The organism is Janthinobacterium sp. JC611 (genome assembly GCF_018682595.1).
Taxonomy (GTDB): Bacteria; Pseudomonadota; Gammaproteobacteria; order Burkholderiales; family Burkholderiaceae_D; genus Janthinobacterium.
Map to the genome: position 1 here is coordinate 235,264 of NZ_JAFLJN010000021.1, position 17,083 is coordinate 252,346.

Sequence of the window (17,083 nt, forward strand, 5' to 3'; positions counted from 1 at the left end):
CTGTCATTTTCCTGACATATTAGGCAAGTACGCTGGAGTCGTCTTGATCACAGGGATGAAACCATGCAAAACATAATCGCATCAAACGAAGCCAGGGCGCGGCCGGTCCAACTGGTGCTGAGCCAGGCCACTACCGCGGCGGAATTGCGCGAAGTCCAGCGTTTGCGTTACAAGGTGTTTATCGAGACCATGGGCCTGACGTCGCTGGCCAACGCCGATGGCCTCGACAGCGATGAATTCGACGCGCACTGCGATCACCTGATCGTGCGCGATGCCGATACCCTGAAAGTGGTGGGTACCTACCGCGTGCTGAGCGCGGCCAAGGCGGCCAAGATCGGCCGGCTGTATTCGGAAAACGAGTTCGACCTGAGCCGCCTGAAGAACCTGCGCGGGCGCATGGTCGAAGCGGGCCGCGCCTGCATCCACCCGAAATACCGGGGCGGCAGCGTGATCATGCTGCTGTGGTCCGGCCTGGCCGAGTACATGCGCCGCGAGCGCTGCGACTACCTGGTCGGCTGCGCCAGCATCAGCCTGGCCGATGGCGGCCATAACGCCGTCGCCGTGTACCAGGCGCTGGCGGAAAAGCACATGGCGCCAAGCGAGTACCGCGTCACGCCGCACCTGCCTTTCCCCATCCATCAGGTGGAAGCGGCGCACAAGCCGCAGGTGCCGCCGCTGATCAAGGGCTACCTGCGTTCGGGCGCGTGGATTTGCGGCGAACCGGCGTGGGATCCTGATTTCGAAAGCGCCGACATGTTCATGATGATGCCGCTGGCGAATCTGGACGAGCGCTATGCGCGCCATTACGGGGTGGTGCCGGGCTGAGGCTGCCAAGGCCGATGCCGGGCAGTGAGGCTTGCAGCTGGCTGGCCAGGGCCTGCACGGCGCTGCGCAAGCCGGTGTCCGGGCTGTCGGGCGGCAGCAGTTCGAGCAGGAAGCGCAGCGGCGCCGTGATCGCCTCGGGTTCGCCGATGCTGCCGTGGCGCCGCACGGCGTCGTGGTACAGGCCCAGGAAAGCGGCGCGCGCTGGCGCGTCGAAGGGCTGGCCGTCCGGCACCTGCCACAGGGCCGCCAGCAGGGCGGCGCGCACGGGGGCGCCGGCGTCGATGGCGCGGTGTTCGTCCGCGTGGCGCTGGCGCGCATACGTGATGGCGTCGTGCAGCAAGTCGCCCAGCTGCGGATCGAGCGCGCTCCAGGCGCCGCTGTCGCCATGGGCTTTCAACAGCAGGGCGCCCGCCAGCACCTGGAAAATCAGGTCGCAGTCGGCCACGCCGCTGCGCCGCCGCGCTTCGTCCAGCGCGGCCAGGCAGGCGTCCGTCATGGCGCGCAGGGCCGGCGCGCCGGAATGTCCTGCGCCGCAGGCCAGGCGCGCCTGCAAGGCCCAATAGCGTCCCAGCAGGGCCAGGCGCTGCGCCGTGGGCGCCAGGGCCACCAGCAGGTCGATGTGCTGTTTTCCATCCTGCAGCAACTGCCGTCCCTGCGCCGGGTCCGGCACGGCCGGCACCTCGATGCCGGCGCCGGCATCGAGGCCGCACAGGGCCGCGCCCTGGCGTATCTCCAGTTCCGCCCACTGCGCCAGCGCGCGCAAGCCCACCTTGCCGTCGGCCGCGCTGTGCGCCGCCCGGTAATGCTCGATGGCGCGCAGCGTGTTGTCCAGTCCCCCGAGGCCGGCCCGCGTGGCGGCCATGTTCTCGCGGATGTCGGCGCAGCCGAAGAAGCGCGCGCGCACGGCGTCCTCGATGCTGCCCAGCTTTTCCTCGATGGCGGCGCGGCGCGCAGGATCGGCGCCCGCCAGGCACGCGTGCAGGGTTTCCAGGTCGGCCAGCAGGTGGCCGTGGTAGTGATAGTCGGGCGCTTGCCAGGGCCGGCTTTGCGTGTTCGGAAAGCGGTAGCGGTCGTCGCCGTACGCCTGGTAGGCGCCCCAGGTGTTCGAGGCCGGGAACTGCAGATACGCCGCCTCGCGCGCCTGGCGCACGGCGTCGCCGAAGTATTCGCCGCTCAGCATGGCGTGATAAAAGCTGTGCGCGAAGATGCTGGCCGCCTGGTCGTCGATGCGCCAGCCGGCCGCGATCACCGCCTGCGAGCCCATTTCAATGAAGGCCGTGGCCAGGCTGGCGGCCAGTTTCGACCACGGCGCGACGGCGTCCGGGCGCATGTCGCCCAGGTGGCAGCAATTGATGAAGACGAATTGCGGCACGCGTTTGAGCTTGCCCACCTGCGCCGCCGTCAGCCGCGTCTTCGGTCCCAGCACCAGGCCCGTGTGGGCGATGCCGGGTCCCGCCACTTCACCGTGGCCGGCCAGGTGGATGGCGAAATAGCGCTCGTCGAACAGGTGCACCAGCACGCGTTGCGCCTGCGGGCGCAGCAGCTCGCGCACCTGGTAGCCGTGCGCGCCGAACATGCGCGCCACGTCCTGCGCCTCGGCTTGCGCGGCGGGCAGCTCGGGCAGGCCGGAATCGGTGTCGCCGATCACCAGCACGCTGTTGCTGGGCGGGCTGACGGCGGACGGCTGCTCGCGCAGGCTGGCCAGCTGGCGCACCATGCCGATGCGCGTCGACAGCGGGCTTTCCTCGCTGCCCGCCTCGTCGCGCATCAGTTCCCACGGATAGATGGCGGCGCTCTGGTCGACGGCCAGGATCAGGCCGCGCATCTCGGGGATGGCCGCCTTCAGGCCATTGGGCAGCATCAGTTCGTACAGGGCGCGCGACAGGCCCGGCTGGTCGGTGGTGTTGTCGGTGGCGTCCATGATCAGGCCATCGACGGCTTGCCGCTGGTTCGGCTCCTCGTCGACGCTGTTGTGGGCGCGGTCCGTCAGCACCGTGAAGCGCAGGGCGCCGGAGAGGTCCGCGGCGACGATCTGCACGCGCCGCCAGCCATTGTCGCCGCTCAGGCTGGGCAGGATGCGCCGGTAGCCGCCCGGGCTGTGGCGGATGCGCCGCTCGAACGTGAAGCTGCCCTGGTAGCGCGCCTCCGCCATGATCTGCTCGATGGCCACGGCGGCGGCGATGGCGCGCGCCTCGGACTGTTCGTAGATGGCGATATGGCCGATGCGGCACGCCATGCCCGCGTCTTCCAGGCGCCGGTTGGCGCTGCGCGCGCCGTCGATCAGCGCCCGCGCGCACAGGGCGATGCTCAAGCCGCCGTAGCCGGAACCGGACAGCAGGCTGGCCACGCGCAGGCCGTGTTCGCCCATCGGCGGCGCGGCCACGTGGCCGGCGGCGCGCACCTGCAGGCAGACGCACGCGTATTCGAGCAGGCCGCCGGCGAAGGCGCGCGCCAGTTCGCCCGGCGTCAGCTCGCCCAGCGCGCCCAGGCCGATGACGATGGCGCCGCCGGGCCGGCGCGCCGCGTCGGGCTGCAGCACCACGAGGGCGGAGTCGGGACGTTGCGGAAAGCGTCCCAGCGCGTGGATTTCCTGCAGCTTGCCCGCCAGCAGGCGGTCCAGGAAGCTCATGCTGCCGCGCAGCGATTCGAACGCGTAGCAGCCGCTCATGACGGGCGCGTCGGCCGAGGCCATGCTGCCGTGGATGACGGATAGGCTCAGCTGCGGCGCGCGGTTCTCCGGCGCGCCGGCGGGGCCGGCGGCGCCGATGGCCGCGTCGAGCAGTTCCTGCGGCTGCGGGTACAGCGGCATGGCGTCAGGAGCGTAGGGATGGAAGCGGGGCGGGATGCCGCCGGGCGCGTGCGGCGGGCGCCGTGGCAGGCCCGCGCCCTGGCCGTTGTCGAGCAGCTGCGCGATGGCCGGATAGTATTCCTTTTGCAGCAGCAGGTCGCCATGCGCCACCGGCAGGTAGCAGGCCGCCACGCCGTCCGGCACCGCGCCTTGCCAGGCCGTGCGGCCATCGCCGTCCGGCGACCAGGCCGTCTCGATGCCGCCGTCGCGCAGGCGCAGCGCCACCGGCGTGTCGGCGCAGCCGGCCAGGTAGCTGCAATGGCGGGCGTCGAGCGGGGCCGCTTCCAGCAAGGCCACGGTGGCGCGCGCCGCCGCCAGCGCCTGGGCCTCGGGCGCCTGCCAGCCGCCGGGCAGGCCAGCTTGCCCGTCGCCGGCGGCCAGCCGCGCCCAGGCTTCGGCGTCGAAATAATCGATGCTACCCGCCTGCGGCCACGGCAGCATGTCGAGCACGCCGGGAAAGGCGCGCACGAAGCCGAGAAACTGGCGCCGCGTGTGCTTCCAGCTTATCCAGCAGGCCAGCATCCGCACCAGCCGATCGCGTCCCAGCAGTACTTGCACCATCGCCTGCGTGCCGCGGTTGGCCGTGCCCACCTGCAGCAGGCGGCTGCCGGGCAGGGCGCCGAAGCGTTGCCAGCGGTCTTTCAGGGCCAGGCGCGCCACCAGTCCGCCCATGCCGTGGGCGACGATGCGCAAGGGGAGCCCGCGCTGTTCGGCGTCGCGCATGGCGTCGTCGAGCACGGGCAGGAAGGCGCTGCTGGAGTGCTGCAGCGAGAGACGCCAGTCATAGGTAAAGGGCCGCACTTCCTGGCTTTGCGCGAGAAAGCTGGCAAACGGCTCATAGCACGATTCGATCCAGCCGGCGCTGACGATGTGCGGCTGGCCCACGGCCAGGCGTTCGATGCGTCCTTCGACCAGATTCACGGGGTCGTACCAGATGCGGTTGCTGCCCACTTGCAGGTGGCTGCCCATGATGTCGGGCAGCAGCAGCACGATGGGCGCGTGCGCGCGCCGCTTCGGCACTTCGCCGCCGCGCGCCAGCGGGCCGTGCTCGATGCCGGGCAGGGGCAGGTAGGCGCTCTCGTTGCCCGTCAGCGCCTGCACGGCGGCCTGGCTGGACGGCGTCCGCTCGAAGTAGTTCAGGTGGTGCGTGTGCGGCCCGCGCAGCAGCAGTTGCCGCACCGGCGTGCTGCGCGTGGCGCCGCCGGCCATCGAGGCGCAATTGACCACCAGGTCGCTCTGTCCGCCGTACAGCTGGTCGTCGAGGCAGTCGCCCAGCCAGCCCAGCAGGCCATCGCCGCTGCACGCGCCGGCCAGCACGTGCAGCTGGCTGGCCACGCGCACGTCGGGCGCGTTGAGCAGCGCCACCAGGGGCGAGTCGGGCATCATCGCTTCCAGGCCCGGCAGGATGCGCGCGTCGCAGCGCTGCTGCACCACGGCCAGCAGGAAGGCCATGGCGCCATCGGGAACGCCGCCGTGGAGCAGCAGGTTGAGCATCACGCTGGCCCAGCGGTCGAGGCGGCCCGACATCAAGGTGGTGCCGCGCGCCGGGCAGGCCACGCGCACGAAGCGGGCGATGCGGATGGCGCGCGCCTTCAATTCCAGGCCCAGTTCGCGCAGGCGCGCCGCATCCGCGTCGTAGCCGCCGCGTCCGCACAGCCGCGCCTGCGCCGTGAAGTGCTCGATATCGTGGCCGTTGAACGCTTCGCCGCCCACGGTGTTTTCGCTCAAGCGCAGCAGGCCGTCGCCGGCCAGGTCGACGGCGCCGCGGCTGTCGATGCGCTGCGCCCGCGCCAGCAATTCGCCCACCAGGCCGCCGCGCGAATGACTGAGCAGGTGCAGCACGGCGCCGTGCGGCAGCTGGCGCACGAGGGCCAGCGCGTTCTCGATGGGACTGTCGCTGAGGCTGCGGTGCTCATAGCCGTAGATGCGGTTGCCGTACTGCGCCACCAGTTGCGGCGCCAGGCCATTGCGCCACAGGCCGGCAAAGCTGCGCTGGGTCGACGAGGCCGTGCCGTGCAACAGCAGCAGCACCGGTTCCGGCCCGGCGGGCAGGCTGGCGACGGCCGTCATGCTGCCCGCTTCGATGCCGCAGCGGTACAGGCCCAGGCGCTGTTCCAGCTGGCGGTCCTGGAAGGCGCCCGCCGCCGCCAGCGCCGTCATGGCGGCGGCGCCGCAGCGGTACACGCGCACGGCCCGCAGCATCCAGGCGCCCAGGCCGTCGCGGCTGGCGCCGGGCGGCAGGCGCGCCCCCTGCGGGCGCAGGGTCAGCCCCACTTCGATGCTGGCGGGCGCGCCGTCGCGCGCCAGCGTGGCCGGCCCCAGATAGCGTGGCAGGTCCAGGCTGCCTGCCAGCAACGAACTGCCGTCGCACAACAGCAGTTGCACCACGTCGGCCGGGCCGATATCGAGGGCGATGCGGCAGCTGCCGATGCCGCGCGCGCCGGACAGCACATGGGTCTGGCCTAGCCAGCCGGGCGCGCCGGGGCAATCGCCGGCGCTGGCAAGAGGGTCGCGCGTGAGCGTCAGGCGCAGCACGGGCGGCGCAAGAGGATCGCTGGACATGCGGTTGAAATCACTGTTTAAAAGTTGACCTTGATGCCTGCGCGGACCATGCGTGTTGTGTCAGATCAAGTTCGAGTGGAAATGCAGGGGAGAAGCCGGGAGGGAGCGGGAAGGCAGAGAAACGGTCAGCATGGTTTGGGCTGGGTCTCTTCGCTATCGTGCTCGGATGTTGTGCGGTGAGCGAACTACGCGAATGGTAGGGCAAAAGTTCATGGCGCCGGGGACCTGGGTGCCTGGCATGGCATTACAACAGCGGGTAAATCAATGGACTGGCGTGGCGGACAGTTCCTTCAGTTCGCGGATGGTGATGTCCGATTTTTCATGCATGCGCAATAAAATCGTCGCACCGACCGCCAGTTTGCCGTGACGAATCTTGCTGATGATGGGGGGCTGGACTTCCAGCACACGGCACAGTTCCGCATCATTTTTCAGGTTCATCTTCTCGATCAGCGTATCGAGCAGCTTGTTGGGCACAAAACTCGATGGTTCGAGCGCACGCGCCCGGTTCATCGCTTCAATCATTTCCAGCTTCTTTTGCCGAACGTTCATTTACTCCTCCTTCAGGTTATGCAAGGGACGGGACCACACCGATGCGGTCCCGGCTAAAGTTCGTCATCGCAGTACGGCTGTCTGTGTGACGTGACAACATTCGCGCTACAACATTGATAACCAGGCAAGTGTTTTCAATAATACTACGATAACAAAACTTGTGACAGATGGTCAGTTAAATTAACTGATTGTTTGATCAATTTGGTTGACGATTGTTGTATTTTGTAAGCCGTTTTTCGTCAGGATCATGGTCCGGTCCGCCATTTCGGCGGCGGCCAGCGAATGCGTGACCATGATCGCGCAACTGCCGTTGGCCTTGATCTCGGCGCGCAGCAATTGCAGGATGCCGTGCGCCGTATCCGGGTCGAGATTGCCGGTAGGCTCATCGGCCAGCACCAGCGCCGGCTTGTGCACGAGCGCGCGGGCAATGGCCACGCGCTGCATTTCACCGCCGGACAATTGCTGCGGAAAGTCGCCGCCGCGTCCGCCCAGGCCGACGGCCTCGAGCATGCTGGCGGCACGCTCCTGGGGCAGTCCGTTGAGCAGCAGCGGCAGGGCCACGTTTTGCAGCAGGGTCAGGTGCGGCAAGACGTGGAAGGCCTGGAAAATAAAGCCCATGCGGGCGCGACGCAGCCGGGTGGCGGCGGCGTCATCGAGGCTGGACATGGCAATGCCGTCCACCAGGATAGGGTGCGCTTCGGCACCCGCGTCGGGCGTATCGAGGCCGGCGATCAGGTTCAGCAAGGTCGACTTGCCCACGCCCGAGTCGCCCATGATGGCGATGAATTCCCCGGCCTTGAAACGGCAGGAAATGTTGGCCAGCACGGGACGGGCATGGGCATAGGACTTCGACAGATGGCGCAATTCGAGCATGGTGTTAACGGCTATCGTAAAGGGCGGCACGCGGGGGAGAGGGGGCCTGGGAATTGCAAAGGGGCGCGGATTGTTTGGCCGGCAATGTGTAGTATACGACAGGCTTATGCTTTTTGCTTGGCAATACCACTTTTGTGTGGCGCCCGCGACGGGCGGCGCGCGTCGACCTTAAGTTACCTGCCGCACGGCTGGCTCGCGCGGATTCCGCTATGATGAGAAAAAGTCATCGGCAAGACGCCCGCACACTGCCATGGCAGGCGCGGCGCGTCCGGTGTCTGACCGTGCAAGCCCTTCGTGAACCTTGAGAAACGACGCCAGCCATGACCATGCCACTCGCGCAACAGCAGTCCGATTTCCACTCCGCCGGCAACGCAGTAGCGGCCGGCGCCACTCCTGCCACGATAGCCGAGATCAGCAGCGGTCTGCTGGCGCGCGCGGCCTGGACCTCGCCCAAGTACCTGTACGACGCGCTCGGCTCGAAACTGTTCGAAGCCATCTGTGCCTTGCCCGAGTACTATCCGACGCGCACCGAGGCGGCCATCTTCGCCCGCCATGGCGCCGAGATCGCGCACGCCGTGGGGCCGGGCGGCACCCTGATCGACCTGGGCGCCGGCAATTGCGCCAAGGCCGCCAGCCTGTTCCCGCTGCTGCACCCGGCGCAATATGTGGCCGTGGATATTTCTTACGATTTCCTCAGCGAATCGCTGGGCCGGCTGCAACAGCGTTTTCCGCACATCGAGATGACGGGCCTGGGCCTGGATTTCTCCAGCCGCCTGGACTTGCCCGACAGCGTGCGCGAGGCGCGGCGCCTGTTCTTCTATCCCGGCTCGTCGATCGGCAATTTTGCGCCTGAGCAGGCAATCGCCTTCCTGCGCCGCCTGCGCGCGAATGCGGACGGCGATGGCGGCCTGCTGATCGGTGTCGACCTGATCAAGGATGACGCCATCCTCGACGCGGCCTATGACGACGCGCTGGGCGTGACGGCCGCCTTCAACCTGAACATGCTGCGCCACGTGAACGGGCTGATCGGCGCGGACTTCGACGTGCGCGCGTGGCGCCACCACGGTGGCTTCAATGCCGAGGAAAGCCGCGTCGAGATGCACCTGGAAGCGCGCAGCGAGCAAGTGGTCCATTGGAAGGGCGGCCAGCGGCGCTTCGCGAAAGGCGAGCGCATCCACACGGAAGACAGCTATAAATACACGCGCGCCACCTTCGTCGGCTTGCTGGAGCAGGCGGGGTTTTCCACCGTGCAAGTCTGGACGGACCCGCAGCAGTGGTTCGCCGTGATTTACGCACGAGTCATCCGGGACTAACAACGTCTGACCAAACCTACTACGCGTCGCGCTTTGCGGCCTGCGATGCTCACCGTACTAAAGTACGGTTGCGCTTCTTGGCCACAAATCACTGCCGCTCGCTACGGTTTTGTCAGGCGTTCAAGATGCCAACACAAAACAAAAAACTACCATGCTGATCGATCATTACCATCAAGTGCGCCAGCATTCGCTGCGGCTGGCCGAACCCCTGTCCGACGAGGACTGCGGCGCGCAATCGATGCCGGACGCCAGTCCCGTGAAATGGCATCTCGCGCATACCACCTGGTTTTTCGAAACGTTTATCCTGGAAAGCATGGAGGCGGCGTTCGCGCCCTTTCATCCGGCCTTTCGCGTGCTGTTCAATTCCTATTACAACGGCGTGGGCGAGAAGCATCCGCGCGCCCAGCGGGGCTTGCTGACGCGGCCCGGCATGGCGCAGGTGCGCGCTTACCGGGCCGATGTCGATGCGCGCATCGGCCGCCTGCTGGCAGGGGCGCTGGCGCGCGACGCGCGCGAACGGCTGACCATGCTGCTGGCGCTGGGCCTCGAACACGAGCAGCAGCACCAGGAATTGCTGTTGACGGACGTCAAGCACCTGCTGGCACAGAGCGCCCTGTTTCCCGCTTATCTAGACAATGCGCCGGACGGCGCAGTTGCGCCGGCGCCGCCTACGGTCTGGCTCGCCTTCGACGGCGGCCTGGCGCAGATCGGCCATGCGGGCGACGGTTTTTGCTTCGACAATGAATTGCCGCGCCATCCGCAATACGTGGCGCCCTTCGAACTGGCCAGCGCGCTGGTGACGAATGGCGACTATCTCGCCTTCATCGAGGCGGGCGGCTACCGCACGGCCCACCTGTGGCTGGCCGAAGGCTGGGACTGGGTGCGCAGCCAGCAACTGCAGTGTCCGCTGTACTGGCAGCGCGATGCGGCGGGGCACTGGCAGGAATTCACCTTGTTTGGCTTGCGCCCGCTTGACCCGCGGGCGCCGGCCACGCATCTGTCGCTGTTCGAGGCGGACGCGTATGCGCACTGGGCTGGCGCGCGCCTGCCGACGGAAGCGGAGTGGGAGCTGGCGGCGCAAGGTGTCGCCATGGAAACGGGCCGGCTGCACCCATCCGCCGGTGCGCCGGGAACGGGACTGCGGCAAATGTTCGGCCACTGCTGGCAGTGGACCAGCAGCAGCTATGCGCCGTATCCGGGCTACCGCACGGCGCCCGGCGCGCTGGGCGAATACAACGGCAAGTTCATGCTGAACCAGTATGTGCTGCGCGGCTCGTCGTGCGCCACGCCGGCCGGCCATGCGCGCGCCAGTTACCGCAATTTCTTTCCGGCCGGCGCGCGCTGGCAGTTTTCCGGCATCCGCCTGGCGCGCCAGGTGGAATAGCCGCACTAGTTCAAGCGCGGGGCGGAGCTTGGCGCAGGGCGGGTCGGCGCCTTGGCGACGGCGTTCTGTTCCAGCTTGAACTGGCTGACGAGGGTTTCCAGTTCGCCCGCCTGTTCATGCATGGCCGCCGCCGCCGCGGCCGCTTCCTCGACCAGGGCCGCGTTTTGCTGCGTCGTCTGGTCCATCTGCATGATGGCGGCATTGATCTGCTCGATGCCTTCGCTCTGCTCGTGGTTGGCGACGCTGATGTCGCCAACGATGGCGCTGACCCGGCCCACGCTGGCCACCACTTCATCCATCGTGGCGCCCGCCTGGCTGACCAGCTGCGCGCCCTGGCCGACCCTGCTGACGGAGTCGGCGATCAGTTCCTTGATTTCCTTGGCCGCCTGGCTTGACCTTTGTGCCAGGTTGCGCACTTCGGACGCCACGACGGCGAAGCCACGGCCTTGCTCGCCGGCACGCGCCGCCTCGACCGCCGCGTTCAGGGCGAGGATATTCGTCTGGAAGGCGATGCCGTCGATGACGGCGATGATGTCGACGATCTTGCGCGACGAGGCATTGATGGCGTCCATGGTGCCGATCACTTCCGCCATGGCCGAGCCGCCGCGCTGGGCGATGGCCGACGCCGAGCGGGCCAGGCTGTCGGCCTGGCGCGCATTGTCGCTATTGCTGCGCACGGTCCCCGTCAGTTCGATCATCGACGAGGCCGTCTCTTCCAGCGCGCTCGCTTGCGCTTCCGTGCGGGCCGACAGGTCGGCATTGCCGCTGGCGATCTGGCTCGACGCCACGGCGATCGTGCCCGTGCCGCCGCGCACTTGTCCCACCAGGGTGGCCAGGTTGGCATTCATGTCGCGCAGCGCCTGCAGCAGTTGGCCCGCTTCATCCTTGCCGTCGGCCACGATTTTACTGCTCAGGTCGCCTGCGGCCACGGCTTGCGCCACGCGCAAGGCATACGCGATCGGCGTGGTGATCGAGCGCGTGACCCACCAGGCAAAGAGCACGCCCAGCAGCAGGGCGGCCGTGCCCAGGCTGGCCATCAGCACATTGGCCGCGGAAATATTCTGCTGGATTTGCTGGCCGCCATGCACGACCACGCCGCGCTGGAGTTCATTCAGGCGGTTCACCGTTGTTTGCAGCCGATTCAGGGCGGGCAGGGTATCGTCGCGCACGTGCATGGCCGCTTGCGCGCGCTGTCCCGCCGTCAGCAGCTTGTCGGCCTGGCTGAACGAGACGACATAGGCCTTGCGCTGCTGCTTCAGGGTGGCCAGCAGTTCCTTGCCTTCAGGTAGCACGATCAGGCGGTCGAGCACGACCAGCGCATCGGTGATGGTGGCCTTGTTGGCGTCGATTTCGCCATGGATGGCGTTGGCGCGCGCCGGATCTTCATGGATGAACAGCTCCAGCACCAGCGCCGCGTTGGAACGGGTGGTGCTGCGGATCGTGGCGATGGCGTCGGCCTTGGCCCAGTCTTTCTCGATGATGGCTTCGCTGAGCGCGCCGATCTTGTCCAGCCGGAACAGGCCCATGCCCACCAGCACTGCCATCAGCAGCAGCACCACGCCAAAACCGGCGCCCAGGCGCACCCCTATTTTCATGTCCGTCAATTTCATTTTTATTCCCTCGGTAGCGAAAGTAATCCTCAGGAAATTATTGGCAATTTATAGCGAACAGAAACAGATGTGATGCTAGGCGCGCTCTGCGACGCAGTGCAAGCACTGCTAGCGGAGGGCAACAAAGCAGCACGCTGTTTATGGAAGCTAGAAATGACAAGAATTTATTGGGGGTTACTTTTAGATCTGTCTCCGGTGGTCTTGTTATGAAACGATTATACGGCGGGCGATACCTGATTTGCACTACTAATTGCCCTATAGAAATGAAAAAGCGGCACGGCGATCAAGCCGTACCGCTTTTTCTCCCTTTGGAGCGCGCCGAAATTGCTTAGGCGGCGCTGGCAGCCACGTCGGCCGCTGTTGTTTTTTCGGCTTCCGTCTGCCCGATGCGGCGGTTCACGGCCGACAGCACGGCCTTGAACGAGGCGGTGACGATATTGCTGTCGATGGCGGCGCCGAACAGGGTCGGGCCGTTGTCGAGGCGCAATTCCACGTAGCAGGCGGCCTGGGCGTTGGCGCCGGAGCCGATCGAGTGCTCATGGTAGTCCATCAGCTTGATGTCCAGGCCCAGCGCATTGACGAAGGCGTCGATGGGACCGTTGCCGCCGCCTTGCAGGGCCAGCGGCGTCTGGCGGTGCGACAGGCTGATGTCGATTTGCACGGACTCGTCGCTGCTCGTGTCTTCCACCATGCGGTGCGAGGCGTAGGCGTACGGCGCCGTCTGCTCCAGGTATTCCTTCTGGAAGATGGCATGGATATCTTGCGCGGCGATCTCGCGGCCCGTGGCGTCGGCCACGGCTTGCACGGCGCGCGAGAATTCGATCTGCAGGCGGCGCGGCAAGACCAGGCCGTATTCCTGTTCCAGCAAATAGGCCATGCCGCCCTTGCCGGACTGGCTGTTGACGCGGATCACGGCGTCATAGCTGCGGCCCAGGTCGGCCGGGTCGATCGGCAAGTACGGCACTTCCCAGATGCTGTCAGGCTGTTGCTTGGCGAAACCTTTCTTGATCGCATCCTGGTGCGAACCGGAGAATGCCGTGAAGACCAGGTCGCCCGCATATGGGTGGCGCGGGTGGACGGGCAGCTGGTTGCACTCTTCCACGCACTTGCGCACGGTGTCGATGTCGGAGAAATCCAGGCCCGGGTGCACGCCCTGCGTGTACAGATTCATCGCCAGGGTGACCAGATCGACGTTGCCGGTGCGCTCGCCATTGCCGAACAAACAGCCCTCGACGCGGTCGGCGCCCGCCATCACGGCCAGTTCGGCCGACGCGACGGCCGTGCCGCGGTCGTTATGCGGGTGCACGCTGATGATGATGGAATCGCGGCGCGCCAGCTTGCGCGACATCCATTCGATCTGGTCCGCATACACGTTGGGCGTGCTGCATTCCACGGTCGATGGCAGGTTGATGATCATCTTGTTGGCCGGCGTCGGCTTCCAGATGGCGCTGACGGCGTCGCAGATATGCTTGGAGAAATCGAGCTCGGTGGTGGAGAACGATTCCGGCGTGTACTCAAAACCCCATTCCGTTTCCGGATGCTGCGCCACCAGCTGTTTGACCAGGGTGGTGCCGGTGGTGGCGATATTCGTGATTTCTTCGCGCGACATGCCGAACACGACCTTGCGGAACACGGGCGCCACCGAGTTGTACAGGTGGACGATGGCGCGCTTGGCGCCGACGACCGATTCCACCGTGCGGCGGATCAGCTCTTCGCGCGACTGGGTCAGCACGATGATGGTGACGTCGTCCGGGATGCGGCCTTCATCGACGAGCTTGCGGACGAAATCGAAATCCGTCTGCGAGGCGGAAGGAAAGCCCACTTCGATTTCCTTCAGGCCGATGGCGACCAGCATGTCGAAGAACCGCAGCTTCTTTTCCGCGCTCATCGGCTCGATCAGCGACTGATTGCCGTCGCGCAAGTCGGTGCTCATCCAGATAGGCGGCTTGCTGATGATCTGGTTCGGCCATTGACGGTCGGTCAATTGGACGGGAGGAAAGGCGCGGTATTTGGAAGCTGGGTTTTGCAACATCATGATCGGGTACTCCTGAAGATAGGGGGAAATCAATGGTTGTGGCGCAAGCTTGCCGGGCGGCCACGCAACACTAGGCCAGGCAAGCGATCGGTAGCGGTAGCAAATGCGCTGCGGCGACGATGCCGGCAGGGGCGGTCGCAGCGGGGATTACGTGTACGAATGGGGATGGTGCAAACATCATCAAACCTTCCAGGGTTTTTGAAACACGCCGGCGTGTGGCCAGGCGAAGCAATGCGGCAAACTTATGCGCGTGCTAGCAGTAGTCGCGATAGCGACAGCAGGGAAGGGGAGGAATGTTTGAAGGAGGACATGTACTCAATGTAAGGGAAGTGGGGCGGGGCTGTCAAGCGTTTCCTGGCGACAACTTGTGTCAAACGTAACGCAGCTGCGTTGCCCCGTCCGGCGCATCCAGCGCATTCTGCGCCAGGCGCGCCAGGCAGCGCTGCAAGATGGCCGCATCGTGCGGCAGGCGCGCGGCGAAGGCTGGCCAGCCGCGCAGCTCCAGCTGTTGCGGCATGTCCACCAGGCCCGTGATGGCATCCCAGAATGCATCCCAGTTCATGCCGTAGAAGGAAGGGAAGCCCAGCGCGGCGGCCAGGGCCGCGTGCAGCTGGCGTGGCGAGTTGATTGCGCTCAAGTCGATCGTCACGCGGGCTTGCCGGCTCACAGTATGCCCTTGAGCAGGTTTTGCAGGTTGTGCCGCATGCCAGCGACCACCGTTTCGTGCCGTTCCAGGATGGAGGTAGCATCCTGGAACGGCGCCGGGTCCAGGTACAGGCGCGGCAGGTCGGCCACGGCCACGCCGCGGGGGCCGCCGCGCAGGATATCGTCCGCATGCTGCTGGATCGCGTTGACGGCCGCCTGGATGCGCGGCGTGGCCGACGCGGCCAGGCAGGCGGCCAGCGCCGCATCGAGGTCGGCGCGCGCGGGCGCTTGCGGCAGCACGGGGGCGGCGATCTGTTCCAGCGGCGACATGTTGACGGCCGGCTTGCGATAGGCGTACAGGGTGTCGAGCGCCATCAGCCGGTGCGGGCCGCCGCGCTGCAGCCAGTCCAGGATGCGCGGCCACGGCGTGCCCAGCAGGGCCGCCGCCACGCCCCATGCTCCCGCCACGGGCGAGCCGACGTTGGCGTCGATCCAGGCGAGGGCGGCCGGATTGCCCGTGTAGGCCAGCAAGGTGGCGTTCGACGAGCGCAGCGCGGGCGCCTGCGTGGCCAGCACGGCGGTCAGCCAGGCGAGGGCGCCGTCGGGTGGGTTGGCGGATAACTGTTGTGCGTACGGTTCGCGCAGGGCGCGGCTGTCGGCAAATTGAAGTTCTGACATATCGGGAGCACGTAAAAAAAACAGCTGCCAGTTTAACAGCAGAGCAGAGGCGCACGTTTCCTCTAAACATTGTCATTTGTAAACATTTAAGACAGGCTTCAGTGCGGGTGGCCCCGCTTGCGCTACAATCGGCTCTCCTTTATTGCCACTGCCGCGCGCGGTTCCCTGTTCCCACCATGTTCCCTAAACGCCTGACCCTGCTTGCCCTGGCCGCCTTTGTGCTGGCCGGCTGCGATACCACCGCCCCGAAACCGATACAAGTATTGACGCCACCCGAACCGCAGGTGGTGACGCCGCGCAAGATCAAGATCGGCCTGGCACTGGGCGGCGGCGCGGCGCGCGGTTTCGCGCACATCGGCGTGATCAAGGCGCTCGAATCGCAGGGCATCCATGCCGACCTCGTCACCGGCACCAGCGCCGGCAGCGTGGTGGGCGCGATGTATGCGGCGGGCAACTCCGGCTTCACCTTGCAAAAGATGGCGTTCGACATGGACGAGGCGGCCATTTCCGACTGGGCCTTGCCCCTGTTCGGCAAGTCGTCCGGCGTGCTGAAAGGCGAGGCGCTGCAAAGCTATGTCAACAAGGCCGTCGGCGGCGTGCCGCTGGAAAAATTGAAAATTCCGTTTGGCGTGGTGGCGACCGATTTGAAAAATGGCCAGCCGATTCTGTTCCAGCGTGGCAACACCGGCATGGCCGTGCGCGCCTCCTCGGCCGTGCCCGGCGTGTTCCAGCCCGTGACCATCGCCGGCCACACCTATGTCGATGGCGGCCTCGTCGCTCCCGTGCCCGTGCGCTTTGCGCGCGACATGGGCGCCGATTTCATCATCGCCGTGAATATCTCGTCGCAAACGGATAGCCAGAAGGCCATCAGCTCGATGGAAGTCATCATGCAGACCTTCGCCATCATGGGCCAGCGCATCAACCAGTTCGAATTGAAGGATGCGGACGTGGTGATCCAGCCCAGCCTGGGCACCATGAAGGGCAACGATTTCAATAGCCGCAACCAGGCCATCCTGGCGGGCGAGCAGGCGACCTTTGCCGTCATGGCGCAGCTCAAACAAAAGCTGAAGGCCAGGCGCGAGCAGTAAGCCGGTATTCTGGCCCCGCATTTCGTATACAATTTTGCTTCAACATAACAAGGATGCACCATGCAATCGAAACCGATTTTGACCCTGGACGACGTAAAGAAAATCGCTGCCGCCGCCGAAGCGGAAGCGGTCAAGCATAACTGGGCGGTCACGATCGCCATCGTCGACGACGGCGGCCACCTGCTGTGGCTGCAGCGCATGGATGGCGTGGCGCCGATCTCGTCGCACATCGCTCCATCGAAAGCCAAGACGGCCGCGCTGGGCCGCCGCGAATCGCGCATCTATGAAGAGATGATCAATGGCGGCCGCGTGTCGTTCCTGAGCGCACCGGAAATCGACGGCTTGCTCGAAGGCGGCGTGCCCATCGTGTTCGACGGTCACTACGTGGGCGCCGTCGGCGTCTCGGGCGTCAAGTCGGCGGAAGATGCGCAAATCGCGAAAGCGGGTATTGCTGCGCTCACCGCCTAAGTAGTAGCCGCAGTTGCGGAACCAGCCGCCCCGCGCAAGCCGGGCGGCTTTTTCATGGGGCGGGGATTTTATGCTGCTGCGCAAAAAAAATGCCGCGCATTCCACATTTTCTTCCTTGTGGAAAAGCTTCCTTTTGGTTATAATTCAAAGGTTTAGCCAATCACACATATACCGTAGCGACTACCCATCCCCTCATTCAAAATGA

At 65.9% G+C, this 17,083-nt stretch carries 12 protein-coding genes; 5 read left to right on the plus strand and 7 right to left on the minus strand.

Annotated features, from left to right (window positions below; translation table 11 throughout):
* The first annotated feature begins 63 nt into the window (after nucleotides 1–63).
* Nucleotides 64–825 carry a GNAT family N-acetyltransferase gene (locus J0O65_RS15445; RefSeq protein ID WP_215408015.1) on the plus strand — a complete coding sequence of 254 codons (762 nt, stop codon included), beginning with the start codon at nucleotides 64–66 and terminating at the stop codon, nucleotides 823–825.
* Here J0O65_RS15445 and J0O65_RS15450 read toward each other — a convergent pair.
* The 3 genes from J0O65_RS15450 to J0O65_RS15460 all read right to left on the minus strand — a co-directional run bounded on the left by J0O65_RS15450 (nucleotide 758) and on the right by J0O65_RS15460 (nucleotide 7,657).
* On the minus strand, nucleotides 758–6,235 hold the full coding sequence (locus tag J0O65_RS15450) for a CHAT domain-containing protein (RefSeq protein ID WP_215408017.1): 5,478 nt from the start codon (nucleotides 6,233–6,235) through the stop codon (nucleotides 758–760). The two genes, J0O65_RS15445 and J0O65_RS15450, sit on opposite strands and share 68 nt — an antisense overlap.
* 261 nt (nucleotides 6,236–6,496) lie before the next feature.
* Nucleotides 6,497–6,784 carry a hypothetical protein gene (locus J0O65_RS15455; RefSeq protein ID WP_152252401.1) on the minus strand — a complete coding sequence of 96 codons (288 nt, stop codon included), beginning with the start codon at nucleotides 6,782–6,784 and terminating at the stop codon, nucleotides 6,497–6,499.
* Nucleotides 6,785–6,964: 180 nt separating this feature from the next.
* The gene (locus J0O65_RS15460; protein WP_215408019.1) at nucleotides 6,965–7,657 is read right to left on the minus strand and encodes an ABC transporter ATP-binding protein; all 693 of its coding nucleotides are present in this window, start codon (nucleotides 7,655–7,657) and stop codon (nucleotides 6,965–6,967) included.
* A gap of 320 nt (nucleotides 7,658–7,977) precedes the next feature.
* Between J0O65_RS15460 and egtD the strand changes: the two genes are divergently transcribed.
* Complete coding sequence (egtD, locus tag J0O65_RS15465) at nucleotides 7,978–8,970, plus strand: L-histidine N(alpha)-methyltransferase (protein WP_251373772.1); 993 nt, start codon at nucleotides 7,978–7,980, stop codon at nucleotides 8,968–8,970.
* A 151-nt stretch (nucleotides 8,971–9,121) separates the two neighbouring features.
* Complete coding sequence (gene egtB / locus J0O65_RS15470) at nucleotides 9,122–10,354, plus strand: ergothioneine biosynthesis protein EgtB (protein ID WP_215408021.1); 1,233 nt, start codon at nucleotides 9,122–9,124, stop codon at nucleotides 10,352–10,354.
* A 5-nt stretch (nucleotides 10,355–10,359) separates the two neighbouring features.
* Here the strand turns inward: egtB and J0O65_RS15475 are convergent, their stop codons facing one another.
* The 4 genes from J0O65_RS15475 to J0O65_RS15490 form a co-directional block, all read right to left on the minus strand.
* The gene (locus J0O65_RS15475) at nucleotides 10,360–11,964 is read right to left on the minus strand and encodes a methyl-accepting chemotaxis protein (protein ID WP_215408023.1); all 1,605 of its coding nucleotides are present in this window, start codon (nucleotides 11,962–11,964) and stop codon (nucleotides 10,360–10,362) included.
* 328 nt (nucleotides 11,965–12,292) lie between these two features.
* Nucleotides 12,293–13,999 carry a 2-isopropylmalate synthase gene (leuA, locus tag J0O65_RS15480; protein WP_215408025.1) on the minus strand — a complete coding sequence of 569 codons (1,707 nt, stop codon included), beginning with the start codon at nucleotides 13,997–13,999 and terminating at the stop codon, nucleotides 12,293–12,295.
* 370 nt (nucleotides 14,000–14,369) lie between these two features.
* Nucleotides 14,370–14,666 carry a barstar family protein gene (locus J0O65_RS15485; protein WP_215408027.1) on the minus strand — a complete coding sequence of 99 codons (297 nt, stop codon included), beginning with the start codon at nucleotides 14,664–14,666 and terminating at the stop codon, nucleotides 14,370–14,372.
* Nucleotides 14,663–15,322 carry a hypothetical protein gene (locus J0O65_RS15490; RefSeq protein WP_215408029.1) on the minus strand — a complete coding sequence of 220 codons (660 nt, stop codon included), beginning with the start codon at nucleotides 15,320–15,322 and terminating at the stop codon, nucleotides 14,663–14,665. The genes J0O65_RS15485 and J0O65_RS15490 overlap by 4 nt, the downstream gene beginning before the upstream one ends.
* Nucleotides 15,323–15,498: 176 nt before the next feature.
* Between J0O65_RS15490 and J0O65_RS15495 the strand changes: the two genes are divergently transcribed.
* The gene (locus tag J0O65_RS15495) at nucleotides 15,499–16,410 is read left to right on the plus strand and encodes a patatin-like phospholipase family protein (RefSeq protein WP_215408031.1); all 912 of its coding nucleotides are present in this window, start codon (nucleotides 15,499–15,501) and stop codon (nucleotides 16,408–16,410) included.
* 60 nt (nucleotides 16,411–16,470) lie between these two features.
* A complete protein-coding gene (locus tag J0O65_RS15500; protein WP_077402812.1) occupies nucleotides 16,471–16,878 on the plus strand; it encodes a GlcG/HbpS family heme-binding protein in 408 nt (135 codons plus the stop codon).
* Nucleotides 16,879–17,083 lie beyond the last annotated feature (205 nt).

Coding starts and splice junctions, on each gene's coding strand:
- J0O65_RS15445 (WP_215408015.1), top strand. CDS start 64: ATGCAAAACATAATCGCATCAAACGAAGCCAGGGCGCGGCCGGTCCAA.
- J0O65_RS15450 (WP_215408017.1), bottom strand. CDS start 6,235: ATGTCCAGCGATCCTCTTGCGCCGCCCGTGCTGCGCCTGACGCTCACG.
- J0O65_RS15455 (WP_152252401.1), bottom strand. CDS start 6,784: ATGAACGTTCGGCAAAAGAAGCTGGAAATGATTGAAGCGATGAACCGG.
- J0O65_RS15460 (WP_215408019.1), bottom strand. CDS start 7,657: ATGCTCGAATTGCGCCATCTGTCGAAGTCCTATGCCCATGCCCGTCCC.
- egtD (WP_251373772.1), top strand. CDS start 7,978: ATGACCATGCCACTCGCGCAACAGCAGTCCGATTTCCACTCCGCCGGC.
- egtB (WP_215408021.1), top strand. CDS start 9,122: ATGCTGATCGATCATTACCATCAAGTGCGCCAGCATTCGCTGCGGCTG.
- J0O65_RS15475 (WP_215408023.1), bottom strand. CDS start 11,964: ATGAAATTGACGGACATGAAAATAGGGGTGCGCCTGGGCGCCGGTTTT.
- leuA (WP_215408025.1), bottom strand. CDS start 13,999: ATGATGTTGCAAAACCCAGCTTCCAAATACCGCGCCTTTCCTCCCGTC.
- J0O65_RS15490 (WP_215408029.1), bottom strand. CDS start 15,322: ATGTCAGAACTTCAATTTGCCGACAGCCGCGCCCTGCGCGAACCGTAC.
- J0O65_RS15495 (WP_215408031.1), top strand. CDS start 15,499: ATGTTCCCTAAACGCCTGACCCTGCTTGCCCTGGCCGCCTTTGTGCTG.
- J0O65_RS15500 (WP_077402812.1), top strand. CDS start 16,471: ATGCAATCGAAACCGATTTTGACCCTGGACGACGTAAAGAAAATCGCT.